11 protein-coding genes are annotated in these 16,267 nt (G+C 73.0%); 4 read left to right on the top strand and 7 right to left on the bottom strand.

Annotation, left to right across the window (positions count from 1 at the left end):
* Positions 1 to 152: 152 nt before the first annotated feature.
* Positions 153 to 1,403 carry a hypothetical protein gene (locus tag WMF27_RS20855; RefSeq protein ID WP_437944438.1) on the bottom strand — a complete coding sequence of 417 codons (1,251 nt, stop codon included), beginning with the start codon at positions 1,401 to 1,403 and terminating at the stop codon, positions 153 to 155.
* 167 nt (positions 1,404 to 1,570) lie between these two features.
* Entirely contained in the window at positions 1,571 to 5,998 is a 4,428-nt protein-coding gene (locus tag WMF27_RS20860; RefSeq protein WP_437944439.1) for a protein kinase domain-containing protein, read from the bottom strand.
* 292 nt (positions 5,999 to 6,290) lie between these two features.
* Here WMF27_RS20860 and WMF27_RS20865 point away from each other — a divergent pair, with 292 nt between their 5' ends.
* Entirely contained in the window at positions 6,291 to 7,523 is a 1,233-nt protein-coding gene (locus tag WMF27_RS20865) for a GNAT family N-acetyltransferase (RefSeq protein WP_437944440.1), read from the top strand.
* Between the two features lie 99 nt (positions 7,524 to 7,622).
* On the opposite strand, the gene WMF27_RS20870 is transcribed toward WMF27_RS20865, so the two are convergent.
* Positions 7,623 to 8,519 carry a LysR family transcriptional regulator gene (locus WMF27_RS20870; protein WP_437767129.1) on the bottom strand — a complete coding sequence of 299 codons (897 nt, stop codon included), beginning with the start codon at positions 8,517 to 8,519 and terminating at the stop codon, positions 7,623 to 7,625.
* A 415-nt stretch (positions 8,520 to 8,934) separates the two neighbouring features.
* Positions 8,935 to 10,341 carry an MBL fold metallo-hydrolase RNA specificity domain-containing protein gene (locus WMF27_RS20875; protein ID WP_437767128.1) on the bottom strand — a complete coding sequence of 469 codons (1,407 nt, stop codon included), beginning with the start codon at positions 10,339 to 10,341 and terminating at the stop codon, positions 8,935 to 8,937.
* Between the two features lie 204 nt (positions 10,342 to 10,545).
* Between WMF27_RS20875 and WMF27_RS20880 the strand changes: the two genes are divergently transcribed.
* From WMF27_RS20880 to WMF27_RS20890, 3 genes are all read left to right on the top strand, one after another.
* Positions 10,546 to 11,799, top strand: a complete 1,254-nt coding sequence (locus WMF27_RS20880) for an acyl-CoA dehydrogenase family protein (protein WP_437944441.1) — start codon at positions 10,546 to 10,548, stop codon at positions 11,797 to 11,799.
* 361 nt (positions 11,800 to 12,160) lie between these two features.
* Positions 12,161 to 12,739: a superoxide dismutase gene (locus WMF27_RS20885; RefSeq protein ID WP_437944442.1), complete on the top strand. Its 579-nt coding sequence runs from the start codon at positions 12,161 to 12,163 to the stop codon at positions 12,737 to 12,739.
* A 271-nt stretch (positions 12,740 to 13,010) separates the two neighbouring features.
* Positions 13,011 to 13,823 carry a phytanoyl-CoA dioxygenase family protein gene (locus tag WMF27_RS20890; RefSeq protein ID WP_437944443.1) on the top strand — a complete coding sequence of 271 codons (813 nt, stop codon included), beginning with the start codon at positions 13,011 to 13,013 and terminating at the stop codon, positions 13,821 to 13,823.
* 34 nt (positions 13,824 to 13,857) lie between these two features.
* Here the strand turns inward: WMF27_RS20890 and WMF27_RS20895 are convergent, their stop codons facing one another.
* The 3 genes from WMF27_RS20895 to WMF27_RS20905 form a co-directional block, all read right to left on the bottom strand.
* Complete coding sequence (locus tag WMF27_RS20895) at positions 13,858 to 14,355, bottom strand: SRPBCC family protein (protein ID WP_437944444.1); 498 nt, start codon at positions 14,353 to 14,355, stop codon at positions 13,858 to 13,860.
* On the bottom strand, positions 14,352 to 14,717 hold the full coding sequence (locus WMF27_RS20900) for an ArsR/SmtB family transcription factor (protein ID WP_437944445.1): 366 nt from the start codon (positions 14,715 to 14,717) through the stop codon (positions 14,352 to 14,354). Before WMF27_RS20900 ends, WMF27_RS20895 begins: the two co-directional genes overlap by 4 nt.
* 162 nt (positions 14,718 to 14,879) lie before the next feature.
* Positions 14,880 to 16,184, bottom strand: coding sequence for a hypothetical protein (locus WMF27_RS20905; RefSeq protein ID WP_437944446.1), 1,305 nt, complete (start codon positions 16,182 to 16,184; stop codon positions 14,880 to 14,882).
* Positions 16,185 to 16,267: the final 83 nt, after the last annotated feature.

Below are 16,267 nucleotides of genomic sequence, written 5' to 3' on the forward strand. Positions count from 1 at the left end.
AGCTCGGGCAGCGGTCGCCGAAGCGCGCGCGCTCGGCGTCGCAATAGCAGCCGTCCGGGGGATCGGGGGTCGCTGTCACTGCGAGGGGCAGAGCGCAGCAGCCGACGGCGGGGTCCACGCCCCGCGAGGTCGCCGGGCGGTCAGCGGTCGCCTCAGCGCTGCACAGGCGCCCGGGGCTGCTGGCGGACGGCGGGGAGCGTCGCCGGCGCTCGGGGCTGCTGGCGAACGATCGACGCGCGGTCGTCCGGCGAGCCCGGCTTTCGCGCGCGGATACGCTGGTCCGGGACGGGATCCGGGCTGGGCCGGTTGTGATCGCGGAGCGGGTCCTGGATCTCCATCCACCCCCGGCAGCTGTGCAGCTCGGGCTTCTCGTGAGGAAGGAACACGGTGATCGGGTGCGCCCACGGGCGACCGCCCGCCGTGCAGGTCGGGTACGTCCTTGCGGAGCTCTCTGGGGCGCACACGTGATGGGCCTCACCGGGCGTGGCATTGGGCGCCGGTTCGCCGCAATAGCCGGCATAGCTCGCGACGCACCCCTGATGGTGCGTCCCTCCCTGCCGGTCCGGCACGGCGCAGACACGCGTCGACATCCAGAAGCGAATCGTCATGTTCTGACACCCGATCGCCATGAGGGCGCGCGTGTCGGGCGGAGCGCACACGAAGGCGTTCTTGTAGATCAGGTCCACCGCGGGCCGGGGCTGGTCGACAGAGGTCTTCTCCGCGGCCGGGTTCAGCCCGTCCGGGCTCAGGATGTTGCCGAAGTAGGCGCCCTCGCGGTCGGTGAACTTCGTGAGCTCTTCCGGGCTCGTCGCGAGCGCGGCGAATCCGCCGCGGATCGAGATCTGCTGAGGTCTACCGTAGGCGTTGTTCCTCGTCAGGAGGCAGGCCGACACGCGCTCCTGACAGGCCGCGTCGGGCGCGCCGCCGGCCCACGCGGGGCAGAGCCCCGTGCCGGCGCCCGGCCACGTGAGCTGGCCGGTGTCGCCGGCCTCCTTGGACTCCGCGGCGGTCGGGCGCCACGCCTCGCCGGCCCCCGGCGTCCACGAGACGCTCTGACCGCCCCCGAGCGCGCACGCGACCAGGTCCTTCATCACCTCGCGCGCCGAGGGGTCGAGCAACGCCCGGTGGAGCGTCCCCGCGGGGACGGGCGTCCCGGGCCTGCCGGCGAGGGGCGCTCCCGCGCGAAACGACGCCTCGTTGAGCGGGTTGCTGGAGAGCGCCGTGAGGCTCTGCCGGTTGGTCGTGAGCAGGTTGAAGCCCAGCTGCTCGAGCGTGAGGTGATTGCCGGCTTGCATCAGCGGGATCGAGGGCGCGAGGGGCGCGGCGGAGACGCTCGCCGCGAGCGTGAGGCCCGCGGTCACGGACAGCGTGGAGAGGCCAAGGCAGGCGGTTCGTCGGGTCATGATCGTGCCTTTCGCATGGGGTGCAGGGGGTCAAGCAGCGGGCGTGCCACGATGGTGGCCCGAGCAGACCGCGAGAGCGCCGGGGCGCCGCCAGCCGCGCCGTGGCCCGCGCGGCGACACGAGGAGGGCGGCTGTCGCCGCGGCGGCGACAGCGGCGGCCCAGGGGCTCACGGGAGCGACCGCCGCTCGAGCTCCCGGGCCAGCCGGGAGAGCCGCCCGCTCCAGAAGCGCGAGCCCGAGGTCTGCGCCGCCGCCTCGCCGAGCCAGCGGCGCGCCGCATCCATCCGGCCGCCGCGGAACGCGGCTTCCGCGGCGAAGCACAGCACCTCGATGTGCTCGCTCAGGAGCGCGGCCCCCCGCACCTCGTTCACGAGCGCGTCCCACAGCGCGTCCGGCGCGTCGCCGCCCTGCACCACCTGCGCGCAGAGGCGGATCAGCGCCCGCGTGACCGGCGGCACGGCGTCGAGATCGGCGTGGCCGAGCACCCAGTCGAGGTGGCGCCGGGCGTCGTCGAGCTCGCCGCGCGCGCAGTGGATCCGCGCGACGAGGAGCGCGTAGTCGGGCACGAGGCTCGCCTCGAAGAACCGCTGCTGGAGCTCCCAGGCGCGGACCGCGAGGGGCAGCGCCTCGGAGAGCTCGCCGCTCCAGTAGAGCAGCTCGGCGAGGTTGTGCGTCGGGCCGCGCTCGAGGAACGCGCTGCCGAGCTCGCGCGCGAGCGCGACCGCGGTCCGCAGGTCGCCCACGGCGCCCTCCGGATCCTCGCGCATCAGCCGGACGAAGAGGCGATTCATGTAGGCGACGCCGAGGTGCAGGCGATCCCCCGCGCTCGAACAGCGCGCGATGACCTCCTCGAACCGCGCCTCGGCCTCGTCGATGCGGCGGGCGTAGACGAGCGCGGGCGCCAGCAGGAGCAGGGCGATCACGTGGCTCTCGTGGTCGCCGAGCGCCTCGGCGCGCGGGGCCGCCTCCGCGAGGCGCGCGATGGCCTCCTCGGTCTCCTGCCGGCGGAAATGGCCGCGCCCCACCGCGACGTCGCAGCGCACCGCGAGACCGGCGTCCCCGAGGCGCGCCGCGAGGGGCGCCGCCCGGTCCACGAGCGCCTGCGAGCCCGCGTAGTCGCCGCACCAGTCGAGGACCGTGGCCTCGTCGAGGAGCAGGTCGGCGACCCGGGCGCCGTCCTCCCCGGCCTCCGCGAGCGCCCGCGCGGCGCGGAGGTCGCTGGCCGCGTCGTCGAAGCGCTGGTTCCGGTAACGGACCTTGCCCCGGCCCGCCAGCACGGCGGCCCGGCTCACGAGGAGCGCCGGCGCCGGCTCGACCTCCGGCCGCGCCGGCTCGACCTCCGGCCGCGCCGGCTCGATCTGCGAGAGCGCCGGCTCGATCTGCGAGAGCGCCGCCAGCACCGCGGTGTAGCGCTGCTCCGCGTCGACGTAGAGGTGCCGCCGCCGCGCCTCCTCCGCGAGCTCGAAGCAGGCCGCGGCCGCCTCGGCGTGCGCGCCCGCCGCCGCGGCGTGGCGCGCGAGCCGCGCGAGCCGGGCGCCTCGCTCCGCGGGCGCCGCGAGCAGGCGGCGGAGCGCGATCCCGTGCAGCCGCCGCCGCAGCGAGGGCGGCGCCTCCGCCTCGATCGCCTCGCGCAGGAGCGGGTGCGCGAACGCGAGGCGGCTCGCGCCGGCGGCGTCCACGGCGCGCAGCACGCCGCGGCGCACGAGGCGCGACAGGCCGACGCCGGGATCCAGGTCCCCGCACGCGCTGACGGCCCGCGCGCGCACCGCCTCGTCCAGGAGGCTCCCGAGGTCGTCGACCGCGAGCTCGTCGCCCGCCACGGCGCACACCTGCGCGAGCTCGGCGAGCGGCGGCGGCAGGCCCGCGAGGGCCCGCCGCGCGAGGCGGTCCATGACCGGCGCCGCCTCGCCGCGCGCGCTCTCGTCGGCCGCGAGGTACCACCCTGGCCCGCCGCGGACCTTCCGGACGGCGCCCGCCTGCCAGAGGGCGGCCGCGAGCTCGACAAGGAAGAGCGGGACCCCCTGCGCCGCCTCGAGCAGGCCCGCGACGACCGGCTCCGGGACGAACTCGACCGGGCGCAGCCGATCGAGCAGCGCCGCGCGCGCGGCGCCCGGGTCGAGCGGCGGGAGCGCCCGCTGGGCGGAGCGCGCCGCCCGCTCGCCGTGGAGCGGGCGCACCGCGGCCAGCGTGGGGTGCGCCGCCACGAGGATCGCGAGCGGCGCGCGGGCCCCCGCGAGGGTCGCGATCTCGATCGCGTCGAGGCCGGCCTGGTCGCCCCACTGCGCGTCGTCGACGACCAGCGCGAGCGGGCGTCCCTCCGGCGCGCACGCGCGCCGGAGCGCCTCTCCGGCGGCCCGGGCCAGCGTCTGGCGGAGCGCGCCGGGCGCCGCGAGCACCGCGGCGACCGCGGGCTCGGTCTCCGGCAGGGCGTCGAGCGCGAACGCGACCGCCGGCCACGACGCGGGGCCGAGCTCGGCGCCGATCCGCGCGACGCACGCCGCGCGGATCGCGTCGGCGCGCGCGCCGTCGCCGAGGGCCAGGGCGGCGCGGAGCAGCGCGCGGACGAGCCCTGCCGGCTCTGCGACGTCGGGCGGCCTCGCCGCGAGGGCGATCACCTGCGCGCCGGGCTCGGCCGAGAGCGCCGCGGCGACCGCTCTCCAGAGGCGCGTCTTGCCGTGCCCGACCTCGCCGAGCAGCGTGAGCAGGAGCGGCGTGCTGTCGCGCCATGCGGCGCGCACCTGCGCGACGATCTCGTCGAGCAGCCCATCTCGCCCGCGGATCGGCGGCTCGACCGCCGGGGCTCCCGGGGGGGCGGCGCCTGCGCTCGCGTCGTCGTCGCCGGCCGGTCCGGTCGGCTCGCCGAGGAGGGCGGCCGCCTCCGGGGTGATCGCGACCGCCTCCGGCGCGCCGGGGGGCCAGAAGCTCGCGGGTCGCGCGAGCGCGGGCCCTGCGAAGACCGTCCCGGCGGCGCCCTCGCGCACCTGGAGCTCGGCGACGTGCACCGCCGCCGAGGCGCCCTGGCCCAGCGCGCTCACGAGCTGCCGGGCCGCCTGGAGGGCCGCACGAGCGCCCTGGGCGGCGGTCCCGGGAAAGGCGGGAAAGGCGATGACATAGAGCCCGTCCTGCACCCTGGCGAGCCGCCCGCCGAGCGTGGCGGCGATGCCGACGACCTCCTGCACCGGCGCGCCGCCGCGGACCGCGAGGAGCGCCACGGAACTTCGCCGGGGCGGGTCGGGCCTGCCCGGCGCGGCGTCGGAGGCCGGCTGGCCGGCCATCTGGGGCACCTGGCCGGCCCACGGAGGCGGTTCGCCGGCCATCGTGGGTGGCTCGCCCGCTGTCCCGGAGGGCTCGTCGCGAAGCTTAAGCGGTTTTCTGGCACTTTTTTCTGGATCAGCGCCTGAATCAGGTGGTTCTCTGAGCTGATTCTCTGGTTCAAGGCTCGAATCAGGTGGTTCTCTGAGCTGATTCTCTGGTTCAAGGCTCGAATCAGGTGGTTCTCTGAGCTGATTCTCTGGTTCAAGGCTCGAATCAGGTGGTTCTCTGAGCTGATTCTCTGGTTCATCGACCCCCTTGGGCGGCTCGCCGACCCGTCGGGACGGTCCATCGGCACGAGGAGGCGGTTCACCGCCCCTCTGGGCCGGCGGGCTCGCGATGGCGCCCGCGAGCGCCGCCCGCACCGCCTCGGAGAAGGCGCGCGCTGACCCGAATCGCTCCTCCCGGGCCTTGGCCAGGGCGCGCAGCAGGACCTCGTCCACGCCGCGCGGGACGGGCGTGATCTCGGACGGCCGCGGCGGGCGACGGGAGACGTGCGCGCGGACGACGGCCGAGGGCTCCCCCACGAAGGGTGGCCGCCCGGTGAGCAGCTCGAAGGCGACGACCCCGAGCGCGTACAGGTCCGCGCGGGCGTCGACGTCGCGCGCGTCGAGGCACTGCTCCGGGGCCATGTACAGCGCGCTGCCGAGCCGGAGCCCCGTGCGCGTGACCACGTTCCCCTCCTCCGCCGCGCCGCTCGCCTCCCCCGGCCGTGCGAGCCCGAGATCGAGGAGGGCGACCTCCGGCGCCGGCCTCCCCGCCCGCCGCAGCATCACGTTCTCCGGCTTCAGATCCCGGTGCACGACGCCGGCCGCGTGTACCCTGTCGACCGCGGCGCCGATCCCGTCGATGAGCCGCATGGCTTCCCCTGGCGCGGCGGCGCCCGCCCCGGGGAGCGCCTCCATCCAGCGCGCCAGCGTCTCGCCGTCGATGAGCTCGAGGACCAGATAAGGAAAACCTCCTTCCATCTCGCCCTCGCCGAGCAGCCGCGGCACCGCCGGCGGGCCGACCCGGCGGAGCGCGGCCGCCTCGCGCGAGAACCGTGGATCGCCTCGATGGCGCGCGATCTTGAGCGCCACCGCCAGGCCGTCCTCGCGCCGCGAGGCCGCGAACACGCGGGCGAAGCCGCCCTCGTCGAGGAGGCGGAGCCCATCGAACCCCGGGACCCGGGGCGCGACCTCCGCCGCCCCGGGCTCTTCCTTCGCGGCGCTCACGGGGTCGCCGCCGTGCAGCGGGCAACCCGCGACGACGCCGATCCTGCGGTGACAGAGGGTGCAGCGCATCCGCTGGGGTTGCCTCCGGGGCGATGCTACTGCGCGCGCCGAGCCACCGGAAGCCGGTCGGCGCCGGCCGTGCCGGCGGGCTCTCCGCTCCCGCTTGCGCGCGTTTCTGGCCGCGTTGCGCGCGCTTTCCGCGAGGCGCTCGGGCGGCGCCAGGCCTGGCTGGGCGGCCCGAGGCGCCGCCTGCGACGCGATCGCCGGTCCGCACGTCAGGAATTTGGACAGGGTTGGCGGGGTCCGGGTACGAGGGGCGCATGCTCGATCCCGAGCCGTGGGCGAACCGCTTCTATTACCGATGGCGGGTACGCTCCTGAAGACTCCGTCCCTCGCCGTCCGCTCCCCCGCTCCGGTCGCCGACGCGACGGCGGTGATCGAGATCGCGGCGCGCACCTTTGGCAATTACGCGAGCTTCCGCGCCGAATGCGCCGCCTGGTACGTGAACCACAGCCACTACGACTGGGACGCCTCGGCCGTCGGATTCCTCGGTGACGCGATGGTCACCCACTGGGGCGTGTGGGGTTACCGGATGCGGATCGGCCGGGCGGAGGTGCGCTGCGGCGGCATCGGCGCGGTGGCCACCGAGGCGGCCCACCGCGGGAAAGGGCTCATGGCCCGCACGGCCCCGCACAGCCTCGACCGCATGCGCGCCCGCGGCTATCACCTCTCGATCCTGTTCGGGATCGACGACTTCTACCACCGGTTCGGCTATGCGCCGGCCTGGCCCGAGTCGCGGTGGCGCGTGAAGCTCGCCGACCTCCCGGCCACGCTGCCTCCGCTGCGCGGGCTGCGCAAGATCCCCGCGGCGCCCACGCCGGGGCTGGTGCGGCTGCACAACCGGTGGAACGCCGGCCTCACCGGCACGGCGGTGCGGCCGACCTATCTCCGCTCGTGGAGCGGCATGCGCAAGGACGTCGAGGCCTGGTGCTGGGGCGCCGATCGAGAGCGCCCTGAAGGGCATGTCATCGTCCAGGCGAGCGGGAGCCGGCTCGTGTGCGCCGAGGCGACCGGCGCGCCTGAAGCGGCGCTCTCGGCGCTCGGGGCCCTCTGCCGGCGGAAGGCGCTCCCCGAGCTCCGCTTCGACACGCTCCCCTACCGCTCGGCGCTCGCCGTGCGGCTCCGGACGCTGAACAGCCGCCACGAGCAGCGGTATGCGGCCAACGGCGCCGCGATGGTCCGGGTCGTCGACCTCCCGGGATGCCTCGCGGCGATGGCGCCGGAGCTCTCGGCCCGGCTCGCCGCGTCCGAGCTCGCGGGCTACCGCGGCGCGCTCACCCTCGCCAGCCCGGAGGAGACGGCGACGCTCCGCCTCGACCGCGGCCGCGTCGAGGTCGTCCACGGGCGCAGCGCCGCGGGGGCGCGCAGCGCGGTCCGCGGCGGCTGGGCGGTGGCGCGGCTCCTCCTCGGCTCGGACGCGCCGCTGGAGGTGTGCGACGCGGGGAAGCTCCGGCTTACCGGAGACGCCGCCCGGCTCGTCCCGGCGCTCTTCCCGGCGCAGCACCCGCAGCTCACGCTGGCAGACAGGTTCTGAAGGCCGCCGGCTCGTTCATCTTCACCCCACCTGATGAAAGGCCGGTGCACCGACATCGCATGTCGCAGGAGCGGGGGTACCACCCGCGCCCGGGCAGGGTCACGACGGCGCGGCGTCGGCCTCGATGGGTCGGCTGGCGAGGAGGTCGTCGAGCAAGGTGCGCAGCGCCACCGATTGGCCGGCGGCGCGGGTATACAGCGCGGTCGCTTGAATCACCGGCAGCTCGACGTCGGGGAGCAGGCGTACCAGCGTTCCTTGTTCCAGGTCGCGCAACACAAGGAATTCGGGCACGAAAGCGATGCCCAGCCCGGCCCTCGCGGCGTCCCGCGTGACGATCATGTTGCCGGTGCTCATGCGCCAGGAGACGCGCACGGTCTCCCCGCCGACCTTCCACTGGACGATATCGGGCCGCGTGACGACGGCGGCATGCTGGGCGAGCTCGACGGGCCTTTGGGGCATGCCGTGCTGCTCCAGCCAGGTCGGCGAGGCGACGATGACCATGGTGACGTCGGCCAGCTTGTGGCTGATCAGCTCGCTGTCCTCGATCGCCCCCATCCGGATGGCCAGGTCGTAGCCGCCGTTGACCAGGTTGACGCGCCCATCATGGAGATGCAGGTCGATGCGAACCGCCGGATAGCGCCTCATGAACGAGAGCAGGCGGGGCGCGATCGCCGCCTGGCCGTACGCGACGGGCGCGGTGATGCGCAGCAGCCCCGAGGGAGCCGCGTGGAGGATCTTGACCTCGGCGGTCGCCTGCTGCGCCTCTCGGACGATGGGCTGGACCTTGTCGAAGAAGCGCCTGCCCGTATCCGTCAGGCTGAGCGCGCGCGTGGAGCGGATCAGCAGCGGCGCGCCGAGCCGCTGCTCCAGCAGCGCGAGGTTGCGGCTGAGGGTCGCCTTGGGCAGCCCGAGCGCCCGGCCGGCCGCGCTGAGCGAGCCTTCCTCGACGATGCGCACGAACATCGACAGACCGGACAGATCATCGGGCTCCCTCAACGTTCCACTCCTCGAACGCGGCCGTTCCAGGGCGCCCTCTGGCGCCGTCGTGGGCATCCTCGCATACTCCAGACGCGATCCTAAGCGTGGCGGCGCCGGCGCGGCGTCCCGCCTCGCGGCGATCCGCGCCGATGCGCGGGCCGCTGCCGGCGATGCCGGTCTCCCGGAGGACCCCGAAGGCCCAGCGCGCGCAGCCTGGGGAAGATCGACCAGGAGACAGCATGATCTACGTGTTCAGAGAGGTCGCCGTGAACCGGGATCTCGCCCCGACCCAGCCGAGGCTCAGCAGAGGCGAGATCTGGAGAGGCCTCGTCATGAAGGCGGAGAACGCCTTGCCCTTCGTCCCCGGCCTGGCGAAGTGGCGACCCGGGCGCGCGCGGCGCGCAGCAGGGCCACGATCGGCAGCCACGACCGGTCAGGCGATCTCCAGGAGATCACCGGGCGCCGGGATCACGACCTCGCCGTGCCCGCGCGTACGGAGCATCCTCGCGAGGACCTCCTGCGCCCGCGGCTCGCCGTGGACGAGCGCGATCTTGCCGAGCGGGCCGCGCTCGCGGCAGCGGTCCGCGTAGCGGAGCAGGTCGCCCTGATCGGCGTGCGCGCTGAAGCCGTTCAGGACCACGACCTCGGCCCGACGATCCCGCTCCACGCCGAAGATCCTCACCCGCGATCGTCCCTCCACGAGCCGCCGCCCGAGCGTGTGCTGCGCCTGATAGCCGACGATGAGGATCGTGTTCTTCGGGTCCTCGATCCCGGCCTTCAGGTGGTGGAGGATCCTCCCCGCCTCGCACATGCCGCTCGCCGCGATGACGATCGAGGGCTCGGGCTCGGCGTCGATCGCCTTCGAGCCCGCGACGTCCTCGACGTAGCGAAGATCCTCGAAATCGAAGGGCGATCCTGAGCCGCGGAGGAGCGCGCGCGTCTCGACGTCGAAGCACTCGGGGTGGAGCCGGAAGACGTCGGTGAGCTTCACCGTGAGCGGCGAGTCGACGTAGACCGGCAGCGGCGGGATGCGGCCGTGCCGGCGGAGCTGCTTGAGCGCGAAGATCACCTCCTGCGCGCGCTCGAGCGCGAACGTGGGGATGTAGAGCTTGCCGCCCCGCTCGGAGGTCCGCCGGACGACGCGCGCGAGATCCTCGTCGAGCTCGTCGGTCCCCTCGTGCAGGCGATCGCCGTAGGTGCTCTCGCAGACGAGCACGTCCGCGCGCTCGGCGACCTCGGGATCGCGCAGGATCGGGCGCCCGTAGCGGCCGAGATCGCCCGTGTAGGCGACGCGCCTGTGGGCCTCGCCCTCCACGACGTCGAGCAGCGAGACGGCGCTGCCGAGCACGTGGCCCGCGTCGAGGAAGGTGAGCCGCACGCCCGGCGCGATCTCGATCGGGCGGTGGTAGGGCGCGGCGATCAAGCGGGAGATCGCCTCGACCGCGTCGTCGTCCTCGTAGAGCGGCTCGACGCGCGGCTCGTCGCTCCCCTGCTTCTCGGCGCGGCGGTTGAGGTAGCGCGCGTCGGAGACCTGGATCGCGGCGGCGTCGCGCAGCATCACGGCCGCGAGATCGCGCGTCGCCGGGGTCGCGTAGATCGGGCCTTCATAGCCGTTCTTCACGAGGATCGGCAGGGCGCCGGAGTGATCGATGTGCGCGTGGGAGAGGACGACGGCGTCGATCTCGTGGATGGGGAGAGGGAGGTGGCGGTTGCGCTCGAACGACTCGGCGCGGCGGCCCTGGTAGAGGCCGCAGTCGAGCAGGACGGTCGCGTCACGCGTCCTCAGGAGGTGCATGGATCCGGTGACGGTCCGGGCGGCGCCGATGAACTCGAGGTGCACGGGCTCGATGATAGCAACCGCACCGACAGACTGGACAGATCGTCGAGCTCCTCGACGTTCCACTCCTCGAACGCGGCCGTTCCAGGGCGCCGTCTGGCGCCGTCGCGGGCATCTTCGCATACTCTGGACGTGATCCAGAGCCTCGCGGCGCCTGGACGCGACGTCGCGCCAGCCAGCGAATCTTCGCCACGCGAGGGATGATCCATGAGTCTCGAACGTTCGTCGATCAGAACCGTGGTCACGAAGGCCCCCGGTCGGGTCAGCCCCACCGCCGACGCGCCGTCGCTCGAGAGTCTGGTCTCCACGGCGCGCGAGCTCATCCCCCGCCTCCGCGAGCAAGCCCAGCGAACGGAGATCGAGCGCCGCGTCTCGGAGGAAACGAACCAGCTCTTCCATCGCGCCGGCTTCTTCCGGCTGATGCAGCCCGCCCGCTACGGCGGCTACGAGTACGGCTTCACCGCGCTCCTCGACGTGATCAGCGAGATCGGGCGAGGCTGCACCTCATCCGCCTGGGCATGCTCGCTCGGGGCGATCCACCAGTGGCTGCTCGGATTGTTCCCGGCGCAGGCGCAGGACGACGTGTGGAGGGAAAATCCCCGGGCCATCCTGTGCGGCTCCTACTCGCCCGTCGCCGCGGCGCGTCCGGTGGACGGCGGGTACCTGATCCAGGGCAAGTGGCGCTTCGCGTCCAACGTCGACAACTCGCAATGGGCCGTGCTGGGCGTCCAGTTTCCGCGGGAGAACGACGCCACCCCCGACGCCGGCTTCTTGCTCGTGCCCCGCTCCGACTGGTCGATCGAGGACGACTGGCACGTCGCGGGTCAAGCTGGCACCGGGTCCAAGACCGTGGTGCTCAACAAGCCGACCTTCGTCCCGGGTCACCGGAAGCTCACCTTCGCGGAGGCTGCGTCCGGTGCGCCTCCTGGGGCCGCGGTGAACCCCAACCGCATCTACAGCATCTCCTTCCTGTCGGCGATCCCCGTCTGCCTCGTGGCCCCGCTCCTGGGCACGGCCCAAGGCGCCATCGATGCCTTCCTCGATCTCTGCGAGGGCCGCGTCACGCGCGGCGGCATCGGCGGCGCGGGAGCGCGCCTCTGCCAGTTCGCTCACGTGCAGTCGCGCCTGGCCGACGCGGCGGCCGCCGTGGACGCGGCGAGGCTCGTCCTCGACCGCGACATCACCGAGGTGGAGCTGACAGCAGCCCAGGGGAGGTCCGTGAGCGTCGAGAAGCGCATCCGCAACCGGCGAGGCCACGCCTACGCGGCGAAGCTGTCGCACTCCGCCATCGAGGCGTTGTTCTCGTGCGTCGGAGGCAGCAGCTTGGCGCTCGGTCAACCCATCCAGCGCATGTGGCGGGACGGCAACGCGATCGCCCAGCACATCACCCTCAACTGGGACGCCGTGTCCACGATGGTCGGCCAGCACATGCTGGGCCTCGAGCCGAAGGGGGCCTACTGAGAGCGACGTCGCCCGCGCCCTCGAGCTCGGGTCGCTCGCGCTGGTGCTCTCGGAGACGCGCCGGCCGCGCCGCGCGCCGCGCGCCGTCCGCTCTGGCAGGTTTGCGGAGCCGCTGAGCCGCCGGCCGGGAGGCCATCTCTCCAAATGGATGGAAAACTGCCAACTCATTGGCAAGGCGCCACGCGCGCCCGCCGGGGCTGCTACGCTGCCGCCGGACCCGGCGACGTGGAGCGGCTGTCTGGCCGCGAAGCGCGGACGTTCGATCCGTGGCCGGAGCGCCACCCGAAGGTCTTCGCCGAGCTACTCACAACGGGCTGCGACGAGCGCGTTGCCGCCGATACGCAACACGAGGAACAGAACCATGACCTTCACTCTTCCCGAGCTCCCCTACTCCAGAGACGCGCTGGTCCCCCACATCTCGGCCGAGACGCTCGATTTCCACCACGGCAAGCACCACAACGCCTACGTCACGAAGCTGAACGAGCTCGTGGCAGCGGACGCGGCGCTCGCGGGAAAGAGCCTCGAGGATCTCGTCCGCACGACGTCCGGCGCGGTCTTCAACCAGGCAGCTCAGGTGTGGAATCACACGTTCTACTGGCACAGCATGAAGCCGCAGGGCGGCGGTGAGCCCCCGGCCGCGCTCCGTGCGGCGATCGACGAGGCGTTCGGAAGCGTGTCGACGTTCAAGGAGAAGTTCACCGCCGCGGCCATCGGTCAGTTCGGCTCTGGCTGGGCCTGGCTGGTGAAGAACGGCTCAGGCAAGCTGGAAATCGTGCAGACGAGCAACGCCGGGAGCCCGCTCACGGAGGGCAAGACGCCGCTGCTCACGTGCGACGTGTGGGAGCACGCGTATTACATCGACTACCGCAATGCCCGGGCGAAGTACGTCGAGGCCTGGTGGAACCTGGTGAACTGGGACCACGCCGCCTCGAAGCTGTGACCCGCGCGCGCCCGCGAAGGCGGCGTCGAGGACGCTCCCTGTCCAGGCACGAGGGCGACCAGCCTCAGCTGACGCAGAGCGGGGCCGCGCGGGCGTCGGCCTCGCGAGGCTGAGATCACTTGCCCGTCCCGCGCGCGTGGGCCGGGCGCCTGGAGCGCCGCATTCTCCTCCGACGAAGATGATTCCGGCAGCGGTGGGATGGGGATGAACCGGCGGAGAGCGAGCGCTGAGCTTGACGACTCCGCCCGATCCACCAAGCTCGGCCCGAGCCATGAGCCACGCCCGCCACACCAGCGCCGAGATGGATGAGCTCGCCCGCGCAGCGCGGCGCGATGGGTTCTGCCTGATAAAGAACCTCATTCCGAAGAGCCTGCTGCGCTCGTGGCGAGAGGCCTTCGCGCCGCTCCTCGACGCCCACATCGCGCGTGAGGGGCACCTCAAGAACCGGGGGCCGGGTCGCTATTACGTGACGCTCCCGTTCAAGGCCCCCTTCGCGGAGCCGCGCATCTACGAGGACGAGACGATCCTGGGCGTGGTGGAGCGCCTCGTCGGGGCCGACATGACCATGGTCCAGCTCGCGACCGACACACCGCTCCTCGGGTCCGACTACCAGGACGTCCACCGCGACGCGCCGCCGCTCTTCCCCGAGACCGGGAGAGAGACGCCTGCGTTCCAGCTCGCCGTCAACTTCCCCCTGGTCGACGTCACCGTCGAGAACGGCCCGATCGAGATCGCCTGCGGCACGCACCTGCTCTCCAAGGCCGAGGGGATGCGGCGCCTCGAGCAGGGCGAGGTCGCGCTCGAGCCGATCGCCATGGAGCTCGGCGACGTCATGGTCCGCGACGTTCGCGGCCTCCACCGCGGGACCCCGAACCGCTCGCGCGCGCCGCGGCCCATGGTCGTCATCGGCTACAGCCGCCGCTGGCTCTTGCGCCCGGAGGTCTCGATCCGGGTGCCCCGCGAGACCCTTGCCCACCTGTCGGAGCGGGCGAAGCGCATGCTCCGCTTCAATCCCATCGTCGAATCGCTCGACGCGCGCGAGGAGACGGAGGAGACCGAGGTCTACCAGGCCTTCGCCTACTGACGCGCGACGCCGCTCGCCCGGGCGCGGCAGCTCCTCACGCCGCCCCGAACTTCTCGTCCAGCTTGCTGAGCTGGCTGGTGAAGCCTTCCTTCTGCATCTCGGTGAACTCGGGGCTATGCATGGTGTCGAGCAGCACCACCATCTTCACGCGGTCGCCGAGCGCCGTGAGCTCGACCTCGATGTCGGCCTCGTAGGGCGGTACGCCGGGCAAGAAGTCGATCACATTGCGGAGCACGAGCCGTGTCATGGGCCTGAGCTCGGCGAAGGTGGAGGTGACGGCGTGCGAGGGTGGCTGGCCGATCTCCGCCATGGAGCGGACCATCTCGGGCGTGGCGGCGATCATCTCGTAACGCAGGGCGCCGCCCGGCCTCGCGTCGAGCTCCGCCACGGCGGCCCGGAAGTTCCGCGGCCCCCACCAGGACTCGAAGCCCTCTCGGGTGGTCCAGAGGTCCCAGACCTCCTGCAACGTGGCGCGATAGGTGCGCTCGATTCTGACCTTGGATCGGGCGTGGGCTTTGACTGCGCTGTTCATGGTCGCTTCCTCGTGGTTGGGCCGCCTTGAGCGGCCGGGTTCTTCTGAGCCAGCGCGCGCTTCTCCTCGAGCGCGGCGCCAAAACGATCCAGGCGCTCCTCCCAGAGCTGCCGGTAGCGGCCGAGCCAGTCCTCGATCTCGCGGAAAGGCTCGGGACGAAGGGAGTAGAGGCGCCGCTGCCCATCGGGTCGCATCGAGACGAAACCTGACTCCGAGAGGATGCGCAGGTGCCGCGACACGCCCGACTGGTGGATGCCGGCCTTCTCCACGACCTCGGCCACCTGTTGCTCGCCGGAAAGGAGAGCCTCGACGATGCGGCGGCGCGTGGGATCGGCCAGGGCCTGGAAGACATCCAGTTGCATGAGTATGCATATACACCACGATGCATACTTCGGTCAAGCGCCACGGCGCGCGGGGCTGCACGCGCGGCCGGACCTTGTCGGCCCGCGTGCAGCGCGGCGCAGCGCGGCTCCGCGGCGGCTCACCTGTGTGTCAGGCGCGAGGGCTCGCGCAGCGCGCCCCGGTCAGGGCACGAGGCCTCCCTCGACCCGCGCTTCGCGCGGCGCCCGCAGCATGCGCTTCAGGCGCGCCCGCGCGGTCCGCTCGGCGCGGCGTCGCAGGGGCTTCTGCTCGTCGACGGGCACCGCTCCGTGGCGAGCCGCCGGCACGATCGGCAGCCCCAGGACATCCGTGAGCGGGGCGGCGGGCGCTTCGATCTCCGGCTCCGCCAGCGCAGCGCCGAGCGCGGCGCGGACGCGCGCGGGGTCGAGCGTCAGGCACCACGCGACGATGCTCCAGGCGAGCGCGGCGTGCCGCGCTTCGTCCGTCGCGATGCGCGCGAGCGCCCGCGCGACGGCCGGATCGGTCGCGTGGCGCAGCGCTCGTCGCGCGAGCGCCGCGGCGAACGTCTCACCGATGCAGCCGTCCGTGAAGCTCAGGTACGCGACGGCGGCGGCGTCGCCCGAGAGCGCGGTGGCCGGCAACGGCAACGTGCCCGGCCCGAGCGGTAGCCCCGCGTACGTGCTCGCGAGACCGAACGAGAGGCGTGCGTGTTCGATCTCGTCTTGCGCCGCCTGCTGGCAAGCCGCGAGCAAGTCTGCGGGTGCTCCGAGCGCCAGGAGCTCCAGCGCGAGCGCGGCGAACGTCGCGATCGATGCGTGCTCGGCGAGCGCGGCCTCGAGCCAGAGGGAGGCGAGCTCTTCGCGCTCCCGGGGCGAGAGGTGAGCGACCAGCGCGGGGTCGCTGATGTCCGCCCAGCCGCTCGCTTCGCGCGCCGCGGCCGTGATGGGGCCCTGCTCGTCTCGCAGCGGCCGGCCGAACGAGTTGAAGACCTTGCCGCTGTAGATCGGAACCTTGAGGGTCAAGACCCACGACACCTCGACGCCGTGAGCCGGGAGGCCGTGATCGGCGCCGCTCATCGGGATCGTCACGCGCAGCCCCGTCCCCAGCACGGCGGCCGAGGCGAAGACGCCCGTGTGCAATGCGAACGTCGACGTGTGGAGATCGCTGCGGGTCAGACCCGCGAGGCCGAGCTCTCCACCGACGACGTTTCCGAGCTGAAACCCGAACGCCAGGCGCGCATAGTCGCCGGCATAGGTCTGCGCCTGGAAGAAACCACCGTAACCGATCGAGCCCGGGTCGCCCTTCGGGAAAACCATGCCGCTGATTTCCGTGCCGACCCCCACCGGGCATTCGCCGCTGCCGGCGGACAGCAAGAAGCCGGGGTTGAACGACCCCTCGGGCACGGACGACGCCAGGGCCTGCGCCGGCACCAGGAGCGCGACCGCACCGGCGACCTCGATCGCGACGAGCTTGTTCCTGCGTCTCATGTGCGTTGAACCTCGCCAAACGAGAGCCATGGGGAGTTTGCCACGAGCTTGATCGAAGCATCAAGCGGCACGAAGCCTTCGCA

This window comes from Sorangium sp. So ce281 (assembly GCF_051527395.1).
Classification (GTDB): domain Bacteria; phylum Myxococcota_A; class Polyangia; order Polyangiales; family Polyangiaceae; genus Sorangium; species Sorangium cellulosum_B.

Coding starts and splice junctions, on each gene's coding strand:
- WMF27_RS20855 (WP_437944438.1), bottom strand. CDS start 1,403: ATGACCCGACGAACCGCCTGCCTTGGCCTCTCCACGCTGTCCGTGACC.
- WMF27_RS20860 (WP_437944439.1), bottom strand. CDS start 5,998: ATGCGCTGCACCCTCTGTCACCGCAGGATCGGCGTCGTCGCGGGTTGC.
- WMF27_RS20865 (WP_437944440.1), top strand. CDS start 6,291: ATGGCGGGTACGCTCCTGAAGACTCCGTCCCTCGCCGTCCGCTCCCCC.
- WMF27_RS20880 (WP_437944441.1), top strand. CDS start 10,546: ATGAGTCTCGAACGTTCGTCGATCAGAACCGTGGTCACGAAGGCCCCC.
- WMF27_RS20885 (WP_437944442.1), top strand. CDS start 12,161: ATGACCTTCACTCTTCCCGAGCTCCCCTACTCCAGAGACGCGCTGGTC.
- WMF27_RS20890 (WP_437944443.1), top strand. CDS start 13,011: ATGAGCCACGCCCGCCACACCAGCGCCGAGATGGATGAGCTCGCCCGC.
- WMF27_RS20895 (WP_437944444.1), bottom strand. CDS start 14,355: ATGAACAGCGCAGTCAAAGCCCACGCCCGATCCAAGGTCAGAATCGAG.
- WMF27_RS20900 (WP_437944445.1), bottom strand. CDS start 14,717: ATGCAACTGGATGTCTTCCAGGCCCTGGCCGATCCCACGCGCCGCCGC.
- WMF27_RS20905 (WP_437944446.1), bottom strand. CDS start 16,184: ATGAGACGCAGGAACAAGCTCGTCGCGATCGAGGTCGCCGGTGCGGTC.